The 19955-nt window shown below is 62.1% G+C and carries 16 protein-coding genes; 6 read left to right on the forward strand and 10 right to left on the reverse strand.

Annotation, left to right across the window (positions count from 1 at the left end; translation table 11 throughout):
• Positions 1-46 precede the first annotated feature (46 nt).
• The 4 genes from NKI66_RS19040 to NKI66_RS19055 form a co-directional block, all read right to left on the reverse strand.
• On the reverse strand, positions 47-2509 hold the full coding sequence (locus NKI66_RS19040; RefSeq protein WP_023808508.1) for a glycogen/starch/alpha-glucan phosphorylase: 2463 nt from the start codon (positions 2507-2509) through the stop codon (positions 47-49).
• A gap of 142 nt (positions 2510-2651) precedes the next feature.
• Entirely contained in the window at positions 2652-3461 is an 810-nt protein-coding gene (locus tag NKI66_RS19045) for an ATP-binding cassette domain-containing protein (protein WP_023808509.1), read from the reverse strand.
• On the reverse strand, positions 3437-4498 hold the full coding sequence (locus NKI66_RS19050) for an ABC transporter permease (RefSeq protein WP_023808510.1): 1062 nt from the start codon (positions 4496-4498) through the stop codon (positions 3437-3439). Before NKI66_RS19050 ends, NKI66_RS19045 begins: the two co-directional genes overlap by 25 nt.
• Positions 4499-4658: 160 nt before the next feature.
• Positions 4659-5636, reverse strand: a complete 978-nt coding sequence (locus NKI66_RS19055) for a sugar ABC transporter substrate-binding protein (protein ID WP_502898064.1) — start codon at positions 5634-5636, stop codon at positions 4659-4661.
• 266 nt (positions 5637-5902) lie between these two features.
• Here NKI66_RS19055 and NKI66_RS19060 point away from each other — a divergent pair, with 266 nt between their 5' ends.
• The 4 genes from NKI66_RS19060 to NKI66_RS19075 all read left to right on the forward strand — a co-directional run bounded on the left by NKI66_RS19060 (position 5903) and on the right by NKI66_RS19075 (position 9886).
• A complete protein-coding gene (locus NKI66_RS19060; RefSeq protein WP_023808512.1) occupies positions 5903-7129 on the forward strand; it encodes an ROK family transcriptional regulator in 1227 nt (408 codons plus the stop codon).
• The gene (locus tag NKI66_RS19065; protein ID WP_023808513.1) at positions 7129-7575 is read left to right on the forward strand and encodes an RbsD/FucU family protein; all 447 of its coding nucleotides are present in this window, start codon (positions 7129-7131) and stop codon (positions 7573-7575) included. The genes NKI66_RS19060 and NKI66_RS19065 overlap by 1 nt, the downstream gene beginning before the upstream one ends.
• On the forward strand, positions 7572-8495 hold the full coding sequence (locus tag NKI66_RS19070) for a carbohydrate kinase family protein (RefSeq protein ID WP_352752546.1): 924 nt from the start codon (positions 7572-7574) through the stop codon (positions 8493-8495). The genes NKI66_RS19065 and NKI66_RS19070 overlap by 4 nt, the downstream gene beginning before the upstream one ends.
• Positions 8496-8743: 248 nt before the next feature.
• A complete protein-coding gene (locus tag NKI66_RS19075) occupies positions 8744-9886 on the forward strand; it encodes a DegT/DnrJ/EryC1/StrS family aminotransferase (RefSeq protein ID WP_352752548.1) in 1143 nt (380 codons plus the stop codon).
• A 15-nt stretch (positions 9887-9901) separates the two neighbouring features.
• Here NKI66_RS19075 and cysQ read toward each other — a convergent pair whose 3' ends face one another.
• From cysQ to cysD, 3 genes are read right to left on the reverse strand one after another with little or no spacing between them, the layout of a single operon-like run.
• Entirely contained in the window at positions 9902-10690 is a 789-nt protein-coding gene (gene cysQ, locus NKI66_RS19080; RefSeq protein ID WP_023808517.1) for a 3'(2'),5'-bisphosphate nucleotidase CysQ, read from the reverse strand.
• Positions 10691-10700: 10 nt separating this feature from the next.
• Positions 10701-12638, reverse strand: a complete 1938-nt coding sequence (gene cysN / locus NKI66_RS19085) for a sulfate adenylyltransferase subunit CysN (protein WP_352752550.1) — start codon at positions 12636-12638, stop codon at positions 10701-10703.
• 2 nt (positions 12639-12640) lie between these two features.
• Positions 12641-13546 carry a sulfate adenylyltransferase subunit CysD gene (gene cysD / locus NKI66_RS19090; RefSeq protein ID WP_027035869.1) on the reverse strand — a complete coding sequence of 302 codons (906 nt, stop codon included), beginning with the start codon at positions 13544-13546 and terminating at the stop codon, positions 12641-12643.
• Positions 13547-14034: 488 nt separating this feature from the next.
• On the opposite strand from cysD, the gene NKI66_RS19095 reads away from it, so the two are divergent.
• Positions 14035-15351, forward strand: a complete 1317-nt coding sequence (locus NKI66_RS19095; protein WP_352628724.1) for an O-antigen ligase family protein — start codon at positions 14035-14037, stop codon at positions 15349-15351.
• Entirely contained in the window at positions 15348-16283 is a 936-nt protein-coding gene (locus tag NKI66_RS19100; RefSeq protein WP_352752553.1) for an NAD-dependent epimerase/dehydratase family protein, read from the forward strand. The genes NKI66_RS19095 and NKI66_RS19100 overlap by 4 nt, the downstream gene beginning before the upstream one ends.
• 12 nt (positions 16284-16295) lie before the next feature.
• Here the strand turns inward: NKI66_RS19100 and NKI66_RS19105 are convergent, their stop codons facing one another.
• From NKI66_RS19105 to NKI66_RS19115, 3 genes are all read right to left on the reverse strand, one after another.
• Positions 16296-16838, reverse strand: a complete 543-nt coding sequence (locus tag NKI66_RS19105; protein WP_023808522.1) for a sugar transferase — start codon at positions 16836-16838, stop codon at positions 16296-16298.
• 122 nt (positions 16839-16960) lie between these two features.
• Complete coding sequence (locus NKI66_RS19110; RefSeq protein WP_023808523.1) at positions 16961-17896, reverse strand: glycosyltransferase family 2 protein; 936 nt, start codon at positions 17894-17896, stop codon at positions 16961-16963.
• Positions 17897-17924: 28 nt separating this feature from the next.
• Positions 17925-19901: a nucleoside-diphosphate sugar epimerase/dehydratase gene (locus NKI66_RS19115; RefSeq protein WP_031212183.1), complete on the reverse strand. Its 1977-nt coding sequence runs from the start codon at positions 19899-19901 to the stop codon at positions 17925-17927.
• Positions 19902-19955: the final 54 nt, after the last annotated feature.

Genomic DNA, 19955 nt, shown 5'->3' on the forward strand with positions numbered 1-19955 from the left:
GTTCACACCACCGGGACCACATTGTTTGCGGCCTCATGCAATCACATCAGGCAGGCACGTTCCAGATTTCTTTCGCATATTGGCGGATCGTGCGATCGGAGGAGAACCAGCCGACACGCGCCACATTGCGGATTGCCCTGGCGTACCAGTCGGGACTGTTGCGCCAGACCGCATCGACCTCGCGCTGGGCGGTGGCATAGGCATCGAAATCGGCGGCGACCATGAACCAGTCGCTGTTGTAGAGACCGTTGACGAGGTCGCGGTAACGCTCCGGATCATCCGGCGAGAAGACGCCTGACGAAACAGCCGCGACCGCTTGCGCCAGCTCGGGCGATCCTTCGATGACGGCGCGCGGATCGTAGCCGTTGTTGCGCCGCTCGGCGACCTCGGCGGTGGTCAGGCCGAAGATGAAGATGTTGTCGTCACCGACGCATTCCTTGATCTCGACATTGGCACCGTCGAGCGTGCCGATGGTCAGCGCGCCGTTCAGCGCGAACTTCATGTTGCCGGTGCCCGACGCTTCCATGCCGGCGGTCGAGATCTGCTCGGAAAGGTCGGCAGCCGGCATCATGATCTCGGCAAGGCTGACATTGTAGTTCGGCACGAACACGACCTTCAGCAAACCGCGCACGGCCGGGTCGCGGTTGATGACCTTGGCGACGTCGTTGGCGAGTTTGATGATCAGCTTGGCGTTGTGATAGCTGGGCGCCGCCTTGCCGCCGAAGAATTTCACGCGCGGCATCCAGTCGCGCTCGGGGTGCGAGCGGATCTGGTCATAGAGGGCGATCGCCTCGAGGATGTTCAGAAGCTGGCGCTTGTATTCGTGGATGCGTTTGATCTGGATGTCGAAAAGCGCCGAAGGATCGACCTTGATGCCGAGCCGGTCGGCGACGAGGTTGGCCAATCGCGCCTTGTTGGCGCGCTTGACGGCGGCGAACTTGTCGCGAAAGACGGCATCGCCGGCGAAACCGTCGAGATCCTTGATGGCGTCGATGTCATCGAGAAAACGGTCGCCGATCGCCTCGCGGGCGAGCGACGTCAGTCCGGGATTGCATTGGATCAGCCAGCGCCGCGGCGTGATGCCGTTGGTCTTGTTGTTGATGCGATCGGGATAGAGCTTGTGCAGATCGGCAAACACCGTCTCCTTCATCAGGTCGGTGTGAAGCGCCGAAACGCCGTTGATCGAGTGCGAGCCGACAAAGGCCAGATTGCCCATGCGCACCCGGCGGTCGCCATTTTCCTGGATCAGCGAGATGCGGCCGATCTGCTCGTCCGAGAACTGGTTGGAGGCACGAGCCTCCAGAAGCACTTCAGCGTTGATGGCATAGACGATCTGCATGTGGCGCGGCAAAAGCCGCTCGAACAGCGGCACCGGCCAGCTTTCCAGTGCCTCGGGCAACAGCGTGTGGTTGGTGTAGCCGAAGGTGCGCTTGGTGATATCCCAGGCCTGATCGAAATCCATGCCGTGGACGTCCATCAACAGGCGCATCAACTCCGGCACGGCGATGGCGGGATGGGTGTCGTTCAAGTGGATCGCAGCCTTGTCGGGCAGCGACTTCAGGTCGCCATATTGGCTCAGATGGCGCTGGACGATGTCCTGCAGCGAGGCGGTGGAGAAGAAGTACTCTTGCCTGAGCCGCAATTCCTGCCCGGCCTTGTGGGAGTCGGCGGGATAGAGCACGCGCGACAAGGCATCTGCCTTGTTGCTTTCGGCAAGCGCGCCGATGTGATCGCCGGCGTTGAACTTGTCCAGCAGGATCGGATCGATCGGCATGCCCGACCACAGCCGTAGCGTGTTGACGCGGTTTGCCCGCCAGCCGACGACAGGCGTGTCGTAGGCGACGGCCAGCACATGCTCGGTCGGCTTCCAGACATGGCGTTCGAGGCGCCCATCCTTGGAGGTGATCGATTCCACCGAACCGCCGAAACCAACCTCGAAGGAGCGTTCGCGACGTTCGAACTCCCACGGGTTACCGTGATCAAGCCAGGTCTCTGGCAGTTCGACCTGCCAGCCGTCGTGAATCTCCTGCCGGAACATGCCGTTGGCATAGCGGATGCCGTAGCCATGCGCGGGAATGTCGACGGTCGCCATGCTTTCCATGAAGCAGGCGGCGAGCCGGCCGAGGCCGCCATTGCCGAGCGCCGCATCCGGTTCGAGCCCGGCGATAAGGTCGAGGTCGACGCCAAGGGATTTCAGCGCTTCGCGCATATTGTCCATCAGGCCGAGATTGGAGAAGGCATCACGCATCAGCCGGCCGATGAGGAATTCGAGCGACAGGTAATAGACGCGCTTTTCCTGCTGGGCGTAGGCCTCCTGCGTCGCCTGCATCCAGTGATCGACGATGCGGTCTCGCACGACCTTGATCGAGGCCGTCAGCCAATCATGTTGCGTGGCGACGTTGGTGCCCTTGCCTACCCGGTATTTGAGGGCCTTCAAGACTTCGTCGGCGAGCGTCTTGGGATCGGGGGTTTCGAGAACGGGAGCTTTGGATGTCATCGCGTTTGCCATGTCGCCTTCTCGTGCATTTGCCATGATCATACCGGCTTTCACCATTCCTCCCAGTCCATGCTAGCTGATCTCGGCATATCTTCAATCGATTTAAACTGCCGCGAGGCCGGCTGACCCTGCGGCAATTTGGGCCATCGGAGCCTCAAGCCGCCAACGCTGCCTCGGGCGGAACCTTTGCTCCGGTCATGAAGGCCACGGCATCGGACATCGTATATTGCTTGGGATCGATGACGCAGAGACGACGGCCCAGCCGGTGGATGTGAATGCGGTCGGCCACTTCGAAGACATGCGGCATGTTGTGCGAGATCAGCACGATCGGCAGGCCCCGTTTCTTGACGTCGAGGATCAACTCGAGCACGCGGCGGCTTTCCTTGACGCCAAGCGCGGCCGTCGGCTCATCCATGATCACCACACGACTGCCAAAGGCGGCCGCACGCGCCACGGCAACGCCCTGCCTTTGGCCGCCCGAGAGCGTCTCCACAGCCTGGCTGATGTTCTGGATGGTCATCAGGCCAAGTTCGGTAAGCTTGTCGCGAGCGCGCTTTTCCATTGCCGGACGGTCGAGCATGCGAAGCCAGTCGCCCAGAAAACCCGGTTTGCGGATTTCGCGACCAAGGAACATGTTGTCGGCGATCGAGAGCGCCGGCGACAGCGCCAGATTCTGATAGACGGTCTCGATGCCGGCTTCGCGGGCCTCCATCGGCGATTTGAAGGCGACGGGCTTGCCTTCAAGCCGGATCTCGCCTTCGTCGGGTACGGCCGCGCCGGAAATCGCCTTGATGAGCGACGACTTGCCGGCTCCATTGTCGCCGATGACGGCAAGGATTTCGCCGGGGTAGAGGTCGAAGTCGGCGTTGTCGAGGGCCGTGACGCGGCCATAGCGCTTGACCAGGCCACGCGCGGTGAGGATGGGTTCCTGGGTCGTGGTCATGCCGAAACCTTTCTGATCCATTGATCGACCGCCACGGCGCCGATGATCAGCACACCGGTGAGCAGCACCTTCCATTGCGGATCGGCGCCCAGCATGTTGAGGCCCATGGAGACGACGCCGACGATCATCGCGCCGAACAGCGTGCCCAGGATCGAGCCGCGTCCGCCGAACAGGGAAATACCGCCGATCACCGTCGCGGTGATCGCCTGCAGGTTGTAGTCGGTGACGGCGGCGGACGGCGAGATCGAGCCGTTGCGGCCGATGGAGACCCAGGCAGCGAAAGCGGCGATCAGCCCGGCAAGGGTGTAGACCGTCATCAGCACCTTCTTGGTCTGGATGCCCGACAGCTTCGCCGCCTCCTGATCGTCGCCAACGGCATAGACATGGCGGCCCCATGCCGTGTGATTGAGCACGTACCACAGGACCATAACGAGCACGACCGTGGCAATGACACCAAGCGTCAGCACCGCCGTGCCGACCTTGAAACTGATGGCAAAGAGATGCAGCAGCGGCGCTTGGGTGTCGACGTCGGTGTCGCGGATCGTCTCGTTGGCCGAATAGATGAAGTTCGTGGCCATGACGATGTTCCAGGTGCCAAGCGTCACGATGAAGGGCGGCAGTTTCATGTAGGCGACAAGCACCCCGTTGAGCAGCCCGCAGGCCGCGCCGGCGGCAAGCCCGATCGCCACGGCGAGCGCGCTCGGCATGCCGTAGCTGACCGCGCAATTGCCCATGATCACCGCTGAAATCACCATGATCACGCCGATCGACAGGTCGATGCCGGCGGTCAGGATGACCAATGTCTGTGCGGCACCCAGAATGCCGATGATGGCGATCTGCTGCAGGATAAGCGTCAGCGTATAGGACGAAAAGAACCGCCCTCCGATGGTGATGCCGAAGACGATGATCGCCAGAACCAGCACGATCAGCGGCACCGCGGCCGGCGTCGAATGCAGGAAATGCTGGATGCGCTTGACGGCCGATTTGTGCTCGTCAAAAGCAGCAACGCTGGTGTCGCTGCTCGAGAGAACCTTCTCGAATTCCTGAGCTTGAGCCATGTTTACTCCCCGTAGGCTTCAGCCAAACGCCGACGCCAGTCCACGCCTTTCCGGTCTGCTGCCGGGATTGTTCGCGGTCACGCGAGCCATCGTCCACCCGAAGCGGCCGGGGATCAAGCCCCGACCGCTCAGGTTCCGTAGATGCCTTGTCAGACCGGCATCAGCCCCAGCACTTGGCGAGGCCTTCCTTGGTGTCGATGGACTTCACGCCGGTGGCCGGCTTGTCGGTCACGAGGTTGACGCCGGTGTCGAAGAAGTTCTTGCCTTCGGTCGGCTTCGGCTTGGTTCCGTCCTTGGCAAAAGCGGCGATCGCCTCGATGCCGAGCGCTGCCATCTGCAGCGGATATTGCTGCGAAGTGGCGCCGATGACACCTTCGGCCACCGACTTCACGCCGGGGCAGCCGCCGTCGACGGAGACGATCAGCACCTGGCTTTCGAGGCCGACAGCCTTGAGCGCCTGGTAGGCGCCGACAGCAGCAGGCTCGTTGATGGTGTGGATGACGTTGATGGTGTTGTCCTTCTGCAGGAGGTTCTCCATCGCCTTGCGGCCGCCCTCTTCATTGCCGTTGGTGACGTCGTGGCCGACGATGCGCGCATCGTCCTCATCGCCGATCTTGTTGGGATCCTTCACGTCGATGCCGTAGCCCATCATGAAGCCCTGGTCGCGAAGCACGTCGACGGTCGGCTGCGAAGGCGTCAGGTCGAGGAAGCCGATCTTGGCGTCCTTGGCCTTGTCGCCGAGCGTGGCGGCTGCCCAGGCACCGATCAGCTTGCCGGCTTCGAGATTGTCCGTCGCAAAGGTCGCGTCGGCGGCGTCGATCGGATCGAGCGGCGTGTCGAGCGCGATCACCAGCAGGCCCGCATCGCGCGCCTTCTTCACGGTAGGCACGATGCCCTTGGTGTCGGATGCAGTGATCAGGATACCCTTGGCGCCGTCGGCGATGCAACTCTCGATCGCCGCGACCTGGCTCTCGCTGTCGCCGTCGATCTTGCCGGCATAGGTCTTGAGGTCGACGCCGAGTTCCTTGGCCTTCGCGGTGGCGCCTTCCTTCATCTTGACGAAGAAGGGATTGGTGTCGGTCTTGGTGATCAGGCAGGCACCGACACCGGCCGCGGATGCGGACGATGCGAACGCCATCAGCCCCAGAGCCGCGGCGGCAAACACGGTCGATTTCAACAGTTTTGTATTGGTCACGATTTCCTCCCAGTGGAACCATTCCGGATGCCGGCCAACCGGCACCTGCAGCGCGTCCAACGAAATTCTCCCAGCGTGGACGCTGCTTCAACAGACACCAGCACAAAGCCCCTGTCAATAATTAAATCACTCTTATTTATTATTGACAGCCTTGCTTCGTTGACCCATTCTGGCCCAAAAGCATTGAGGGGAACGACGGGAGGAACAGGGTGGAAACGGCCATTGCGAGGCACGGTTCGCCCGAGGTGAATGACAGTCTCATTCACCGCGGCACCAACCAGAGCGGCATGCGCGACCACAACGAGCGGTTGGTGCTGTCGCTGGTGCGCCAGCATGGCAGCCTGGCAAAATCCGACATCGCCCGCATGACCGGCCTTTCGGCGCAGACGGTTTCGGTCATCATGCGCGAGTTGGAGGAAGAAAGCCTCCTGCTGCGCCAGGCGCCGTTGCGCGGCAAGATCGGCCAGCCTTCCATCCCGATGGCGCTCAACCCCGAAGGCGCTTTCTTCATCGGCCTGAAGATCGGCCGCCGCAGCGCCGAACTGGTATTGATAGATTTCCTTGGCCATGTCCGTTCGATGCTGCAGCATTCCTATCGCTACCCGGCGCCGCGCGAGACGGTGGACTTCGTCACCAACGGCATGCGGCAGATGCGCGGCGAGCTGACGCCCGCGCAAGACAAGCGCATCGCCGGGCTCGGCATCGCCATGCCGTTCGAATTGTGGAACTGGGCCGATACCGCCGGCGCCCCGCGCGATGTCATGGACGAATGGCGTCACCGCGACATCAGGGCCGACATCCAGGCGCAATGCGATTTTCCGGTCTATTTGCAGAACGATGCCACGTCGGCCTGCGGCGCCGAGCTCGTCTTCGGCCAGGCGGGCGCCGCGCGTGACTTCGTCTATTTCTATATCGGCGCCTTTGCCGGTGGCGGCATCGTGCTGAATGGCCGGCTTTTTGGCGGCCCGACCGGCAATGCCGGAGCGCTCGGCTCCATGCCGGTGCCCGGGCCGGACGGCAAGCCGACCCAACTGATCGATGTCGCTTCCATCGCCATGCTCGAAAAGGCGCTCAATGCGCGCGGCATCGAGGCCTCGCATCTGTGGACCTCGCCGGAAGACTGGGGCGAGATCGGATCCGAACTCGACGACTGGATCGCCAGCGCCTCAACGGCGCTCGCTTACGCCATCGTCGCCGCATCCTCGATCATCGATTTCGAAGCGGCGGTGATCGACGGTTGGATGCCGAAGGCGGTGCGCCGCCGGCTGGTCGACGCCATCATTGCGGCCATCGCCACGATCGACGGCGAAGGCTTGAAGCTGCCCGCCATTCGTGAGGGAACCGTCGGCATTCACGCCCGGGCGCTCGGCGGCGCCAGTCTGCCCCTTTCCGAACGCTTCCTGATCGGCTCGACGACAATTTCCAGGAGCGCCTGATGCTGATCGGAATTCCGGCGCTGCTCGGTCCGGAGCTTCTGGCGATCCTGCGCGGCATGGGCCATGGCGACGAAATCGCCCTTGTCGACGGAAATTATCCGGCGGAACAGCAGGCAACCCGGCTGGTACGCGCCGATGGCCACCCTCTTATCCCGGTACTCGACGCGATACTAAGCGTCTTGCCGGTGGACGACGCCGTGCCGGAGGCGCTGTTTCGCGCCTCGGTCAAGGGCGATCCTTCGCTTGCCGATCCCGTCCATCATGAGATCGAGGCGATCTGCGCCAAACGCGCGCCTGGCCGCAAGGTGGTTGCGCTGGCCGGCGCCGACTTCTATGCACGGGTCAAATCGGCGCATGCCATCGTCGCGACCAGCGAGCCGCGGCTCTACGCCAACATCATCATCCGCAAGGGCGTGATCCATCCGCCGGAGACCAGGAAGCCATGATCCTCTGCTGCGGCGAAGCCCTGATCGACATGCTGCCGCGCACGACGACAGCAGGCGAGCCGGCCTTTGCGCCTTATGTCGGCGGCGCCGTGTTCAACACGGCGATCGCGCTTGGCCGGCTCGGCGCGCCGGCAGGCTTCTTTTCGGGCCTATCGTCGGATCTGTTCGGCGGCCAATTCCGGGATGCGCTGGGGGCAAGCAAGGTCAGCTCCACCTATGCGCACACCTCACCACGGCCAACGACGCTGGCCTTCGTCAAGCTCACCAACGGCCAGGCGACCTACACTTTCTATGACGAGAACACCGCCGGCCGCATGCTGACCGTCGACGACCTGCCGCAGCTTGGCAGCGAGATCGAAGCCATGCTGTTAGGTGCCATCAGCCTGATTTCGGAGCCCGCCGGCAGTGCCTATGAGGAATTCATGCGGCGCGAGCATGAAAGTCGAGTCATGATGCTCGATCCCAACATCCGGCCGAACTTCATCCCGGACAAGGCCAAGCACCTCAGGCGCATCCGCGCCATGATGGCGATGGCCGACATCGTGAAACTGTCGGACGAAGATCTGAACTGGTTCGGCGAAGCCGGCTCGCACGAGGATGTCATCCGCAACTGGCTGGATCGAGGCCCGAAGCTGATCGTCGTCACCCATGGCAGCGAAGGCGCCGTCGGCTATACCAGGGAACATGCCGTCACCGTCATGCCGGAAAAGGTCGAGGTGGTCGACACGGTCGGTGCCGGCGATACCTTCAACGCCGGCATCCTCGCCTCCTTGCATGAGCAGGGCCTGCTGACCAAGGCGGCGATTTCCGGCTTGTCGAAAGACGCCATCCACAAGGCGCTGGCGCTCGGCGCGAAGGCGGCGGCAGTGACCGTGTCGCGGGCCGGCGCCAATCCACCCTGGCGACATGAAATCGCCTGAGCAACGCTCAACATAAGCTGAGCCCAATCGATCACTTTATGTTTCGCAGGGGCTCTTTCCAGGGCTATGAGGGCGGGATGGCGCCCGACGAAGCCCGGATTTCCGGCATCTGGCTGACATTCGCCGGGAAATACTGGTAACGGACTGCGACACTTGGGCAATTTAGCGCTCTGCCTGCCCGGCTTTCTCGGCAAGCGCAACTCTGGTACCAGCGGCCGATTATCTGGCTAACCCGTTTTGAGGCCGACATGCAGTTCATCGATCTTGGCGCGCAGCGCGAACGAATCCGCGACCGGCTGAAGGCCGCGATCGACCGTGTCGTCGACGAAGGCCGTTATATTCTTGGCCCGCAAGTCACCGAATTCGAGAATAAGCTTGCCGCCTATATCGGCACCAAGCATGTCGTGGCCTGCGCCAACGGCACCGACGCGCTGCTGTTGCCGCTGTTTGCGGCCGGCATCGGCCCGGGTGACGCGGTGTTCGTGCCGAGCTTCACTTTCGCCGCCACCGCCGAAGTGGTGGCGCTGGCCAAGGCCGAGCCGGTGTTCGTCGATGTCGACCCGCATAGCTACAACATCGACATTGCCAGCCTCGAAGCGGCCATCGCCATGATCAAGAAGCAAGGCCGGCTGAAGCCGAAGGCAATCATTCCCGTCGATCTGTTCGGCCTTGCCGCCGACTACGAGGCGATCATGGCGATCGCCAACCGCGAAGGGCTGATGGTGATCGAGGATGCCGCCCAGTCGATGGGCGGTTCGCTCGACGGCAAGATGTGCGGTGCTTTCGGCCATGTCGGATCGACCAGCTTCTATCCGGCCAAGCCGCTTGGCTGCTACGGCGATGGCGGCGCGATGTTCACCAATGATGATGCGCTGGCCGAGCAGCTCAGATCCTTCGCCTTCCACGGCAAGGGCGAAACGCAATATGACAATGTCCGCGTCGGCATCAATTCGCGGCTCGACACGATACAGGCGGCGATCCTGATCGAGAAGCTGGCCATCCTCGAAGACGAGATGGTTGCGCGCCAGGTGGTGGCAAAGCGCTATGCCGACGGGCTTGGCGACATCGTCACCGCGGCCCGCAATCTGGACGGCAGCCGTTCGGCCTGGGCGCAGTACGCCATCGAGACGCCCAAGCGCGACGGGCTGAGGGCGCATCTCGGCGAAAAGGGCATTCCGTCGGTCATTTACTACGTGAAGCCGCTGCATGCCCAGGTCGCTTATCGCGACTACCCGCGCACGCCGACCGGCCTGGCCGTTTCGGAAGACCTGCCGAAGCGTATCCTCTGCCTGCCGATGCACCCCTATCTCAGCGAAGCCGACCAGGACCAAATCATCGAGACGATCCGCAACTATATCGGCTCGAATTCAGCGCAGGCCGCAGCGGAGTAAGCTGCCGAGCCTTTCTCAGCCGGGGCCCGCAGCCCTGCCGCTGGCAATGAAATGCGGATTGGCAAAATCCTCGTCGTCGCTTTGCCTGCGCTTGCCATAAACCAGAGGCTGGCCATCGAGCGTGCGCGTCATGCCGCCGGCGGCGCGCAGGATGGCGTCGCCCGCCGCTGTGTCCCATTCCATGGTGCGGCCGAAGCGCGGATAGACATCGGCCTCGGCACTGGCGAGAAGGCAGAATTTCAAGGACGAACCGACCGAAACGATTTCGGCGGCACCCAGGTCGCGAATATAGGCCTCGGTTTCCGGTGTGTTGTGAGACCGACTGGCGACGACGGCCAGCGGCGTCGCGGCCGTTCTCGCCGCGATCGACCGGCGGCCGACGACCTGGTAATCGCCATCGATTTCGAGTGATTCCGCCCTGCCCGGCTGGCCGGAAAAGAAGCGCCCCGTACAGGGCGCAAAGACGACGCCGACTTCCGGCACGCCATCGCGAACCAGCGCTATGTTGACGGTGAAATCGGTGCGGCGGTTAACGAACTCCTTGGTCCCATCGAGCGGATCGATCAGAAAAAAAGCCCCGTCCAGGTCGGGCGGCACGATCCCGGCGGAAGCTTCTTCCTCGGCCACGCAGGGGATATCGGGAAATGCGGCACGCAGTCCGGCGAGAATGATCTTTTCGCTCTCGCGGTCCGCCTCGGTCACCGGCGAGGCGTCGGACTTGCGGTCAACCGCACAGCCGGCGTGGAATACGCGCATCACCTCGCGCCCGGCCGACAAGGCCAGGCGCTCGAAGATTTCGAGCATCAGCCTGTCGTCAGATGCCGCCGCCGCTATCGTATTGGTCTTCGGCAATGTCGCGCTCGTTCAGCCAGTGTTCCAGGGCGTGGACCATCTCTTCGGCCGACTTGCCGAGTGTCCGCAGATGGATCTCCGGGGTTTCCGGCGCTTCATAAGGGGAATCGACGCCGGTGAAATTCTTGATCTCGCCATTCAGTGCGCGCGCATAGAGGCCCTTGGGATCACGCCTGGCGCATTCCTCGAACGGCGTATCGACAAACACCTCGATGAACTCGCCATCGGCCATCAATTCGCGCGCCATGCGCCGTTCGGCGCTGAACGGCGAAATGAACGACACGATGACGACCAACCCGGCATCGGCCATCAAACGCGCCACTTCGGCGACGCGGCGGATGTTTTCGACGCGATCAGCGTCGGTGAAACCAAGATCGCGGTTGAGACCGTGACGGACGTTGTCGCCGTCCAGGATATAGGTATGGCGGCCGGTAGCGAACAGCTTCTTTTCGAACAGGTTGGCGATGGTCGACTTGCCGGATCCCGACAGCCCAGTGAACCAGAACACGGCGGGCCGCTGGTTCTTCATGTCGGCGCGCACGCGCTTGCCGACATCGAGCGACTGCCAATGAATGTTTTCGGCACGGCGCAACGAGTGCAGGATCATGCCGGCGCCGACCGTGGCGTTGGAGATGCGGTCGATCAGGATGAAGGCGCCGGTGGTGCGGTTTTCGGCGAAGGGATCGAAGGCGATCGGCGTCCGCGTCGAGATGTTGCAGATGCCGACTTCGTTCATTTCGAGCGACTTGGCCGCTTCATGGGCAAAGTCATTGACGTTGATCCGATATTTTAGGTCGGTGACGGTGGCGCTGGTCTGGTCGGTCTCGGTGCGCAGGATGTAAGAGCGGCCTGGCAGCAACGCATGCTCGTCGAACCAGACGATGTTGGCGGCGAACTGGTCGGCGACTTGCGGCCGTGCGGCAGGCGAAACCAGCATGTTGCCGCGCGAGATTTCGACTTCGTCATCGAGGACGAGCGTGACGGCCTGGCCGGCGGCCGCCTGGGCGAGATCGCCGCCATACGAGACGATCCGCTTGACGCGCGAGGATTTGCCGGACTTGGCGACAACGACCTCGTCGCCGGGCGCAACCGAGCCGGAGGCGACCGTGCCGGCAAAGCCGCGAAAGTCGAGATTGGGACGATTGACATACTGGACCGGGAAACGGAACGGCAGTTCGACCATCGCTTCGTCGACCGACACGGTTTCGAGATGCTCGATCAGCGTCGGGCCGGAATACCATTCCATGCTTTCCGACCGGCGGCTGACATTGTCGCCATAACGGGCCGACATTGGGATCGGCACAATGGTCTGGAAGCCGAGATCGCGCGAGAATTGCCCGTAGTCTTCGACGATCCGGTCGAAAACCGCCTGATCGAAATCGACAAGATCGATCTTGTTGACGGCCAGCACGACGTGGCGGATGCCGAGCAGCGAGGCGATGATCGAATGCCGCCTTGTCTGGCGAAGCACCCCCTGCCGGGCATCGATCAGCACGATCGCCAGGTCGGCGGTCGAAGCGCCGGTGGCCATGTTGCGGGTGTATTGCTCGTGGCCAGGTGTGTCGGCAACGATGAATTTGCGTTTCGGTGTGGCGAAGAAGCGGTAAGCGACGTCGATGGTGATGCCTTGCTCGCGCTCGGCCTCCAGACCGTCGACCAGCAGCGCGAAATCGATGTCGTCGCCCGTCGTGCCATGCTTGCGCGAATCGCGTTCGAGCGCGGCGAGTTGATCCTCGAAAATCTGCTTGGTGTCGGACAGCAGGCGCCCGATCAGCGTCGACTTGCCGTCATCGACCGAGCCGCAGGTCAGGAAGCGCAGCAGCGATTTCTTCTCCTGCGCAGCCAGATAGTCGCGAACGCCGTCGGTGGGAGCGAGGCTCTTTGCCATGATGTGGCGCATGGTCAAAAGTACCCCTCGCGCTTCTTCTTTTCCATCGAGCCGGCTTCATCGCGGTCGATCAGGCGGCCCTGCCGTTCGGACGTGCGTGCCGTCAGCATTTCACCGACGATGGCTTCCAGCGTGTCGGCGTCCGATTCGATGGCGCCGGTCAGCGGATAGCAACCCAGCGTGCGGAACCGCACCAGCCTGTTCTCCACTGTCTCGCCGGGGCGCAGTTTCATGCGCTCGTCGTCCCGCAGGATCAGCATGCCGTCGCGTTCCACCACCGGCCGTTCCTTGGCGAAATAGAGCGGCACGATCGGGATACTTTCCTGCAGGATGTACTGCCAGATATCGAGTTCGGTCCAGTTCGACAGCGGAAAGACGCGGATCGATTCACCCGATGCGATGCGGGTGTTGAATATCTTCCACATTTCGGGGCGCTGGTTCTTCGGATCCCACACATGCTGGGCGTTGCGGAAGGAAAAGATGCGCTCCTTGGCGCGCGATTTCTCCTCGTCGCGACGAGCGCCGCCAAAGGCCGCATCGAAACCGTATTTGTCGAGCGCCTGGCGCAGCGCCACGGTCTTCATGACATGGGTGTGGGTGTTCGAACCATGGTCGAACGGATTGATGTTGTCGCGCACGCCGTCTTCGTTGACATGAACCAGGAGATCGAAGCCGAGTTTCTGCGCCATCTGATCGCGAAAGGCGATCATCTCGCGGAACTTCCACGTCGTGTCGACGTGAAGAAAGGGGAACGGCGGCTTGGCGGGATAAAACGCCTTCATCGCCAGATGCATCAACACGGATGAATCCTTGCCGACCGAATAGAGCATGACCGGCTTGGCAAAAGCGGCCGCAACCTCACGGAATATATGGATGGACTCGGCTTCAAGCCGCTGAAGATGCGTAAGCGCTGTTGTCATGGGCCGTGGGCGTTCTTTCGTATCTTCCAACAGAAGACCTTGCCTCAAATCACCGAGCTCTTCGCGCCCGGTTCGAGCCTTGTTTCCGGACAATCTTTCTCGTGCCGGCATTCTAGCAGATCGCCATTGTCAAGAACAATGCAAGACTGGCCCGGCCGCACATGGTTCGAGAATGAATTTTCCACAGATGCCGGCAAACCCGGAAATTCCTGCCCGCAAGCTCAACGGCCCAGAAAACGCGGGGAAAATATTGCTTGAATGGACCAGTGTGCGGCTTTCAAGTGACTTCCTCTGGTCGGCCCGCGCCTGCCGCCGATTTTCGGTGGCAATCTGCCCTATACACTATCGAAAATGGGGGGCAGCCGCTATACCAGCCTCGGGAAGCGGGCAAGTGCATCATGAGGCATGGGCAATTTCGAGGCGAGCGCATTCAACTTCGCTAAACAGATCCGCCGCATGAAACTTGCCGAAGACAGCGAGCCCGAAAATTGACCCGGCTTTCATCCCTGAGACAGCAATTCACGCCTTCGCGGATCAACAACTACTTCTCCATCCTTTGCTTCTTTTTTCCACCGGTTCTGGGATCGGTGGTCAGCTTCGTATTCAATGGCGGAGGCCTTTCGTCAGTCCTGCTGATTGCTTTACGGAAAAGGCGCTTCAACGCCGACCGGCCCATGATCTGGATGACGGTCGCGATCTATGCCTACTGCGCCTCCAATCTCCTGGCTTCCATCGTCAACAATTCGTTCGCCCGGGATGCGCCGCATCTTATCCCGCTGGTGACCTTCCTGTTTTTCCCCGTGTCCTATTCGACCTGGAGCATCACGCAGAAAACCACGCTTGCCCGCATCATCGTGCTTTCCAGCATGGCCGCCTGCTTTGTCGCGCTGCTCATAGCCGTCATCCAGCAATATTGGATTGGCGTCAGGGCCGAGGGGGGAGCTGGAAATCCGATCGTGTTCGCAACCGTCGTCTGCCTTGCCGTGGTCATGTGTGTGGCTGGCGCCTTGTCCGGTATTGAGCAAGCCCGGACACCCCTCTTCTACGCGGCACTGGCCGGGACGATCGCCGTCATCTATTCCGGCTCGCGTATCGTCTGGCTGGCACTGCTGATCACCGGTATCGCCGTCATGCTGATCAACCGGCACAGGCTCAGAGGCAGGAATGCCGTTCGCCTGCTGCTGCTGCTGGCGGCGGTCGGCGTCGTGATCGCCGCTTCCAGCTTCCAGGCGATATCCGGGCGGGTCGACTTTTTGCGCTCCGATTGGGGTGCGCTTGGAGCCAGCGGCAACTACGATACCTCGCTGGGAATACGTGTTGCGCTTTGGGAGATCGGCCTCAAAGCATTCCATGACATGCCACTGTTCGGGCACGGTGTGGGTGCAACCCAGCTTCTGATCAAGCAGGGCTTTCATGAGCAGTTCGCGATGGACACAGGCTTCAACCATTTTCACAACGGCTTCCTGACCGCCTTGGTGCAAGCGGGAATTCTGGGCGCCGTGACGCTGGCGGCGATCTTTATCGTTGCCGCTGGAAATGCCGTCCGGGTCTTGCGAAACAGCAGCGATCCGAGCGAGCGGTTCGGCGCGACCATGATTGTCGTCGTGGTGATCACCTATCTGACGGCCGGAATGACAGGCATCCTGATCGGCCATGACATTCTGGACTCGGTGCTGATGGTCTTCCTGGTGAGCGGAACATATCTCGCCTCCGGCCGCCAGGTTCCATTGTTGGAAGAGCAGGCACCTGCGCCAGTGATGGAAGAGCGAGTGGTCAGCAAAGAGCTGTTTCGGGCAAGACCATGAAGGTTCTGGTCACGGGAGCGACAGGTTTCATCGGGCGTCTTGTCGTGCGCCACCTTCGCGAAGCCGGTGCCGAGCTTCGCCTCGCCTCCCGCCATCCCGAGAGGCTGGGTTCGGAAAACGAGACTGTGCCGATGCCCGGTTTCGACGCGCCGGCCGCCGCCTTCCTGGAACTGACCCGGGATATGACTGACGTCGTCCATTGCGCCGGCCTCAACAATGATCAGGGAAATGCAACCGAAGCCGATTACAGGGCAGTCAATGTGGAATTGAGCGCGCGGCTGGCGCATGCAGCGGCCGCCCAGATAAGCGGACGCTTCATCCATCTCTCCTCGATCCGAGCGGTAATCGGCGCGCACGTCAGCGCAACGATCGACGAGGACACGCTTCCTGCCCCACAATGCGCCTATGGACGCTCGAAGCGCGAAGGCGAGATCAAGGTTTTGGACGCCTACGCGTTACACGGCCGCTCGGACGCCGCCGTGTTGCGCCTGCCTCCGGTTTATGGAAGCGGCATGAGGGGAAATCTGGCAACGCTGATGCGCCTTGCCGATACGCCGCTGCCGCTGCCGACGGGTGCCTTGACCGGAATCCGCTCGCTGATGTCTTCCGAGGCCGCGGTGCGAGCAGTGTCGCACCTGCTCAGCCATTCCGGACCGCTTCGCCCGATCTACGTCGGCGCCGATGTGCCGCCGGTCACCGTCGAGACCGTTATCGTCGCCTTTCGCGGAGGTTTGGGGCGGCCTGTGCGTCTGATGGCTGTGCCGGCCGGCCTGATACGGCCGGTCGTGGCCGCGCTCGGCAGGCGGGCGTTCTGGGACAGCCTGACTGCGACACAGATATGCGACCCCGCCCTGCTGGTATCGCAGGGGTGGACGCCTGAAGCTCGCACGGTCGAGCGGCTGGCCGAGCTGGCGCGGCTCGGTAGATCCTGACTCCCTGGTGACCTATCCGCTTCGGTAGAGCGTTCCAAACAGGATCCGAAAATCGAGCCAGAACGACGCAGTGCGGAGGTAGGCAGCATCCGTTTCGGCCAAAAGCTCCGGGTTCGACATGTCGATGCCCCTGATCTGGGCCAGGCCGGTTATGCCCGGCAGCGCCGCCAAAACCCCCAGCCGCCTGCGACACTCGATCAACTCCGTTTGGGTCGGCAGGCAGGGGCGCGGCCCGACCAGGCTCATTTCGCCCTTCAGGACGTTCCAGAATTGTGGCAGCTCGTCGAGCTTGAACTTCCGTAAGACCTTCCCGACCGATGTCACGGAATCCACCGGCGCCTCATGCGAGGGCAGTGACGGCGTCCCGACATACATCGTGCGCAACTTGTGGCAGCGAAAAAGCCGACCGTCACGGCCGACCCGCACCTGTGAAAAAATAGCCGGGCCCGGCGACGATGCCCGAACGGCAAGGACGGTGAGCGCCAAGACAGGAGATGTGGCCACCAGCAGCAGAGCCGCACCGGCAATATCGAAGATTTGCTTGGCTGCCTTCATGAACGGCCGATAGTGCTCCCTGCCGAAGTCCCGAGGCAACGCCGCAGGCAAATGCCGTCAATCCGGTCGACGTAGCATGAGCCGATCTTTTGGCCAAGCGTGCCACGCACTCGTGCCAATGTTCAGATGCGCCCCAGGACGAAAGCGAGATAGAGCCCTAGGTTTCCGGAAACTGTCTGCCTATAGACGCCGCTTTGGCGCAAGCCCGCCAAACGCCGGAAAAGACCGCCGTTGCGCCCGCGGGTGAAAAGGTCGAGGCACGCCGTCGCGTCCTCGGTCAGGAGGTCGCGATTGAGGGCGAGACCGTCGAGGTTAAGGTCTGTCCAGCCGGCGAATTCCCCCTTGAACAGGCGGCCAAGCCGGGAGAACCTTGCTTTCCAGGACACGTTGGCGCCGACCAGGTTCGCCGCGTGCTGCCGGTAGCGCACCAGCGGCCGCGGATCGTAGCGGACGATGCCGCCGGCGGCGGTCACGATGAGATAGGCCCACCAGTCATGGCTGACGAACCCGGTCCGCGTGGAGGCCCTGGCCAGCAGGTCGCGTGCCGCAGCGTTGAGCAGGATTGTGTTGCCGCCGGCGATGCTTTGCACAAGCGCGTTGCGAAAGGTTGGCGGCCGGGCAAACAGCGGCGAATGGCCGACAAGACTTCCTGTTTCCGTCATGGTGGCGGTTCGCGAACAAAACATCAGCGGGGTTTTCGCATCCTGGGTCCGCATCCAGCTGATGGCGCTCTCCAGCCTCTCGGTCTCCCAGATATCGTCCTGGTCGCAGAAGGCATAGCAGTCCGCCTCGATGCGTCGGTCGACGATCATGGAGCGGAAATTGGCGGCGAAGCCTTGCCGCGGCCCCTCTACCAGCGTCATCCGACCTTTGGGCCGCCAGCGGGATTTCCATGTCTCGATGATGGCGGTCGTGCCGTCGACGGAGCCATCGTCTGAAATCCACAGGTCGACCAGAGGGTGCGACTGCGCGAGCAGGGACTGCAGCTGTTCATCGATGAAGGCCGCGCCATCCTTCGTGCCCATCAGGACCGCTATGCGCAGATCTGCTTTGCTCACGACCAAGATCGCTTTCTGAATTCTGAACCTAGCTCGCCTGCCCGGCCGTTTTCGGGATCGCGTCTTGACGTGCACTCTCCCTGGCCTTCTTGGCGCGGTCGAGACCTGCCAATGCGGCGAGCGCGGCAGCCTTGTCCTGGTTTTTCGCCGACTGCTGCAGCGCCGTGAGCGCGACCTGGACATCCGACCATTCCACGACGTCCGTGCTGAGGCCGAAAACCTTCGAGATGCCGAGTTCTACGAGTTCCTCGTCTTCGCCATGCAGCGTTTCGTGAAGTTTTTCGCCCGGCCTGATGCCGGTGAACCGGATCGCGATGTCCTTGTATGGGCTCTTTCCGGACAAGCGGATCATCGTTTCGGCCACTTCAAGGATCGGCACCGGCTTGCCCATGTCGAGCATATAGACGGCATAATCGTGTCCGCTCTGCCGCGACGCGGCATCGGCCGCCGACATGATGACGAGATCGACGGCTTCGGCCACGGTCATGAAATAGCGCGTCATGCGCCGGTCGGTGATGGTGACGGGCCCCCCAGCCTCGATTTGCGCCTGGAATATGGTCGCCACCGAACCATTGCTGCCGAAGACATTGCCGAACCGCACTGCAATGAACTTGGTGGCCGGGTCACGCCCGCCCGTCTGGCCATGCAAGGCGCTGATGATCTGTTCGGCGGCCCGCTTCGTCATGCCGAGCACTGATGAGGGATCCACCGCCTTGTCGCTCGATATCAGGACAAATTGCGCAACCCCGCACTTGGCGGCAACTTCGGCGCAGACGAGCGTTCCGAAAATGTTGGTTTGAACGGCTGAATCCCAGTTTTCCTCGAGCAGCGGAACGTGCTTGAGCGCCGCGGCATGAAAGATGATGTCCGGCCGGAATTCCGTGACGACACGCGTTATCTGGCGCCGGTCCGCGACATCGACGATGCGGACCTTGAGCCGGTCATGGTCCTTCTCGTCAACATACTGGCTCAACTGGAAAATGCCGAACTCGGAGTTGTCGGCGACCAACACCGCCTCGGCTCCCAGTTCCAGCGACCGCTTGACCAGCGTCTGGCCGATCGAACCGGCGCCGCCGGTCACCAGAACGCGTTTGCCGCTGACAAAGGCGCCGATGCGCTGGATGTCGGACGCGACCGCCGGACGGCGCAGGATCGTTTCCATCTCAACGGTGTCGAGAACCAGCTTTCCGTGCTGTTCCAGCTCCGAAAGGCCTGAGAACTGCACCACATTTATGTCGCCGTGCCGGGCAATGCGCACGAGTTCCGAATAGTCCTCGATTTCGTGCTCGGCGCCGCTGCCGAAAATCAGCAAGTCCAGGCTTTTGGTGCCGGTCGCATAGTCTTCCAGGACATCGATCAGGCGCGGCATGGTCGCCACCACGGGAACACCTTGAATCCGCGTGCCCAACGGTGCGCCGCGCTCGGTCGCCATGATGCCGGCGATGGAATAGTCCGCCGGTTGCGCCGTGCGCGTGAAGCGAATGATCAGGTCGGCCTCGTCGAGCCGGCCGACGAACAGAGCGCGCTTGGCCTGCCTGATGTCGGTCTTGCGGCTCAGAATCCCCCAGCTCGCGCCGTCACGCAGGAAGCGGTAGAATAGCCGGGGTGCCGATATTATGGTGAAGGAGACGAGGAAGAAGACGATGAACTGACGCTCGTTGAGCCCCGCGACCGGCCGGTAAAACCGCAGCAGCAGCGACGCCACATAAAGAGTGAACGTCAAGATCGCGCAGCTCTTCAGGATGTTGAAAAAGTCCGGCGTCGAGGCGAAGCGCCAGACGGTGGTGTAGAGGCCACTGTAGCGGAACAGCAAATGGCTGATGACGACAATGCCCGCCCATGTCGCCAGACCCTCCTCGGAGAGCGCGTCGAACGAAAGATTCGACCGCGAAAGCACGAGGCTGAGTGCCACGGCGACCAGGACCATGACCACGTCCTGGACCATGATGAAGGCGCGCCGCATCTGTGGCCTGAGCCCGAACACAGCTTCGAGGTGGGAATTCATTGGACGGCACTAGACTCCAGGCTCAGGGGCATCGACACCAGCGAGGTGCGACAC

Origin of the sequence: Mesorhizobium sp. M0518 (genome assembly GCF_040321125.1) — a bacterium.
GTDB lineage: Bacteria > Pseudomonadota > Alphaproteobacteria > Rhizobiales > Rhizobiaceae > Mesorhizobium.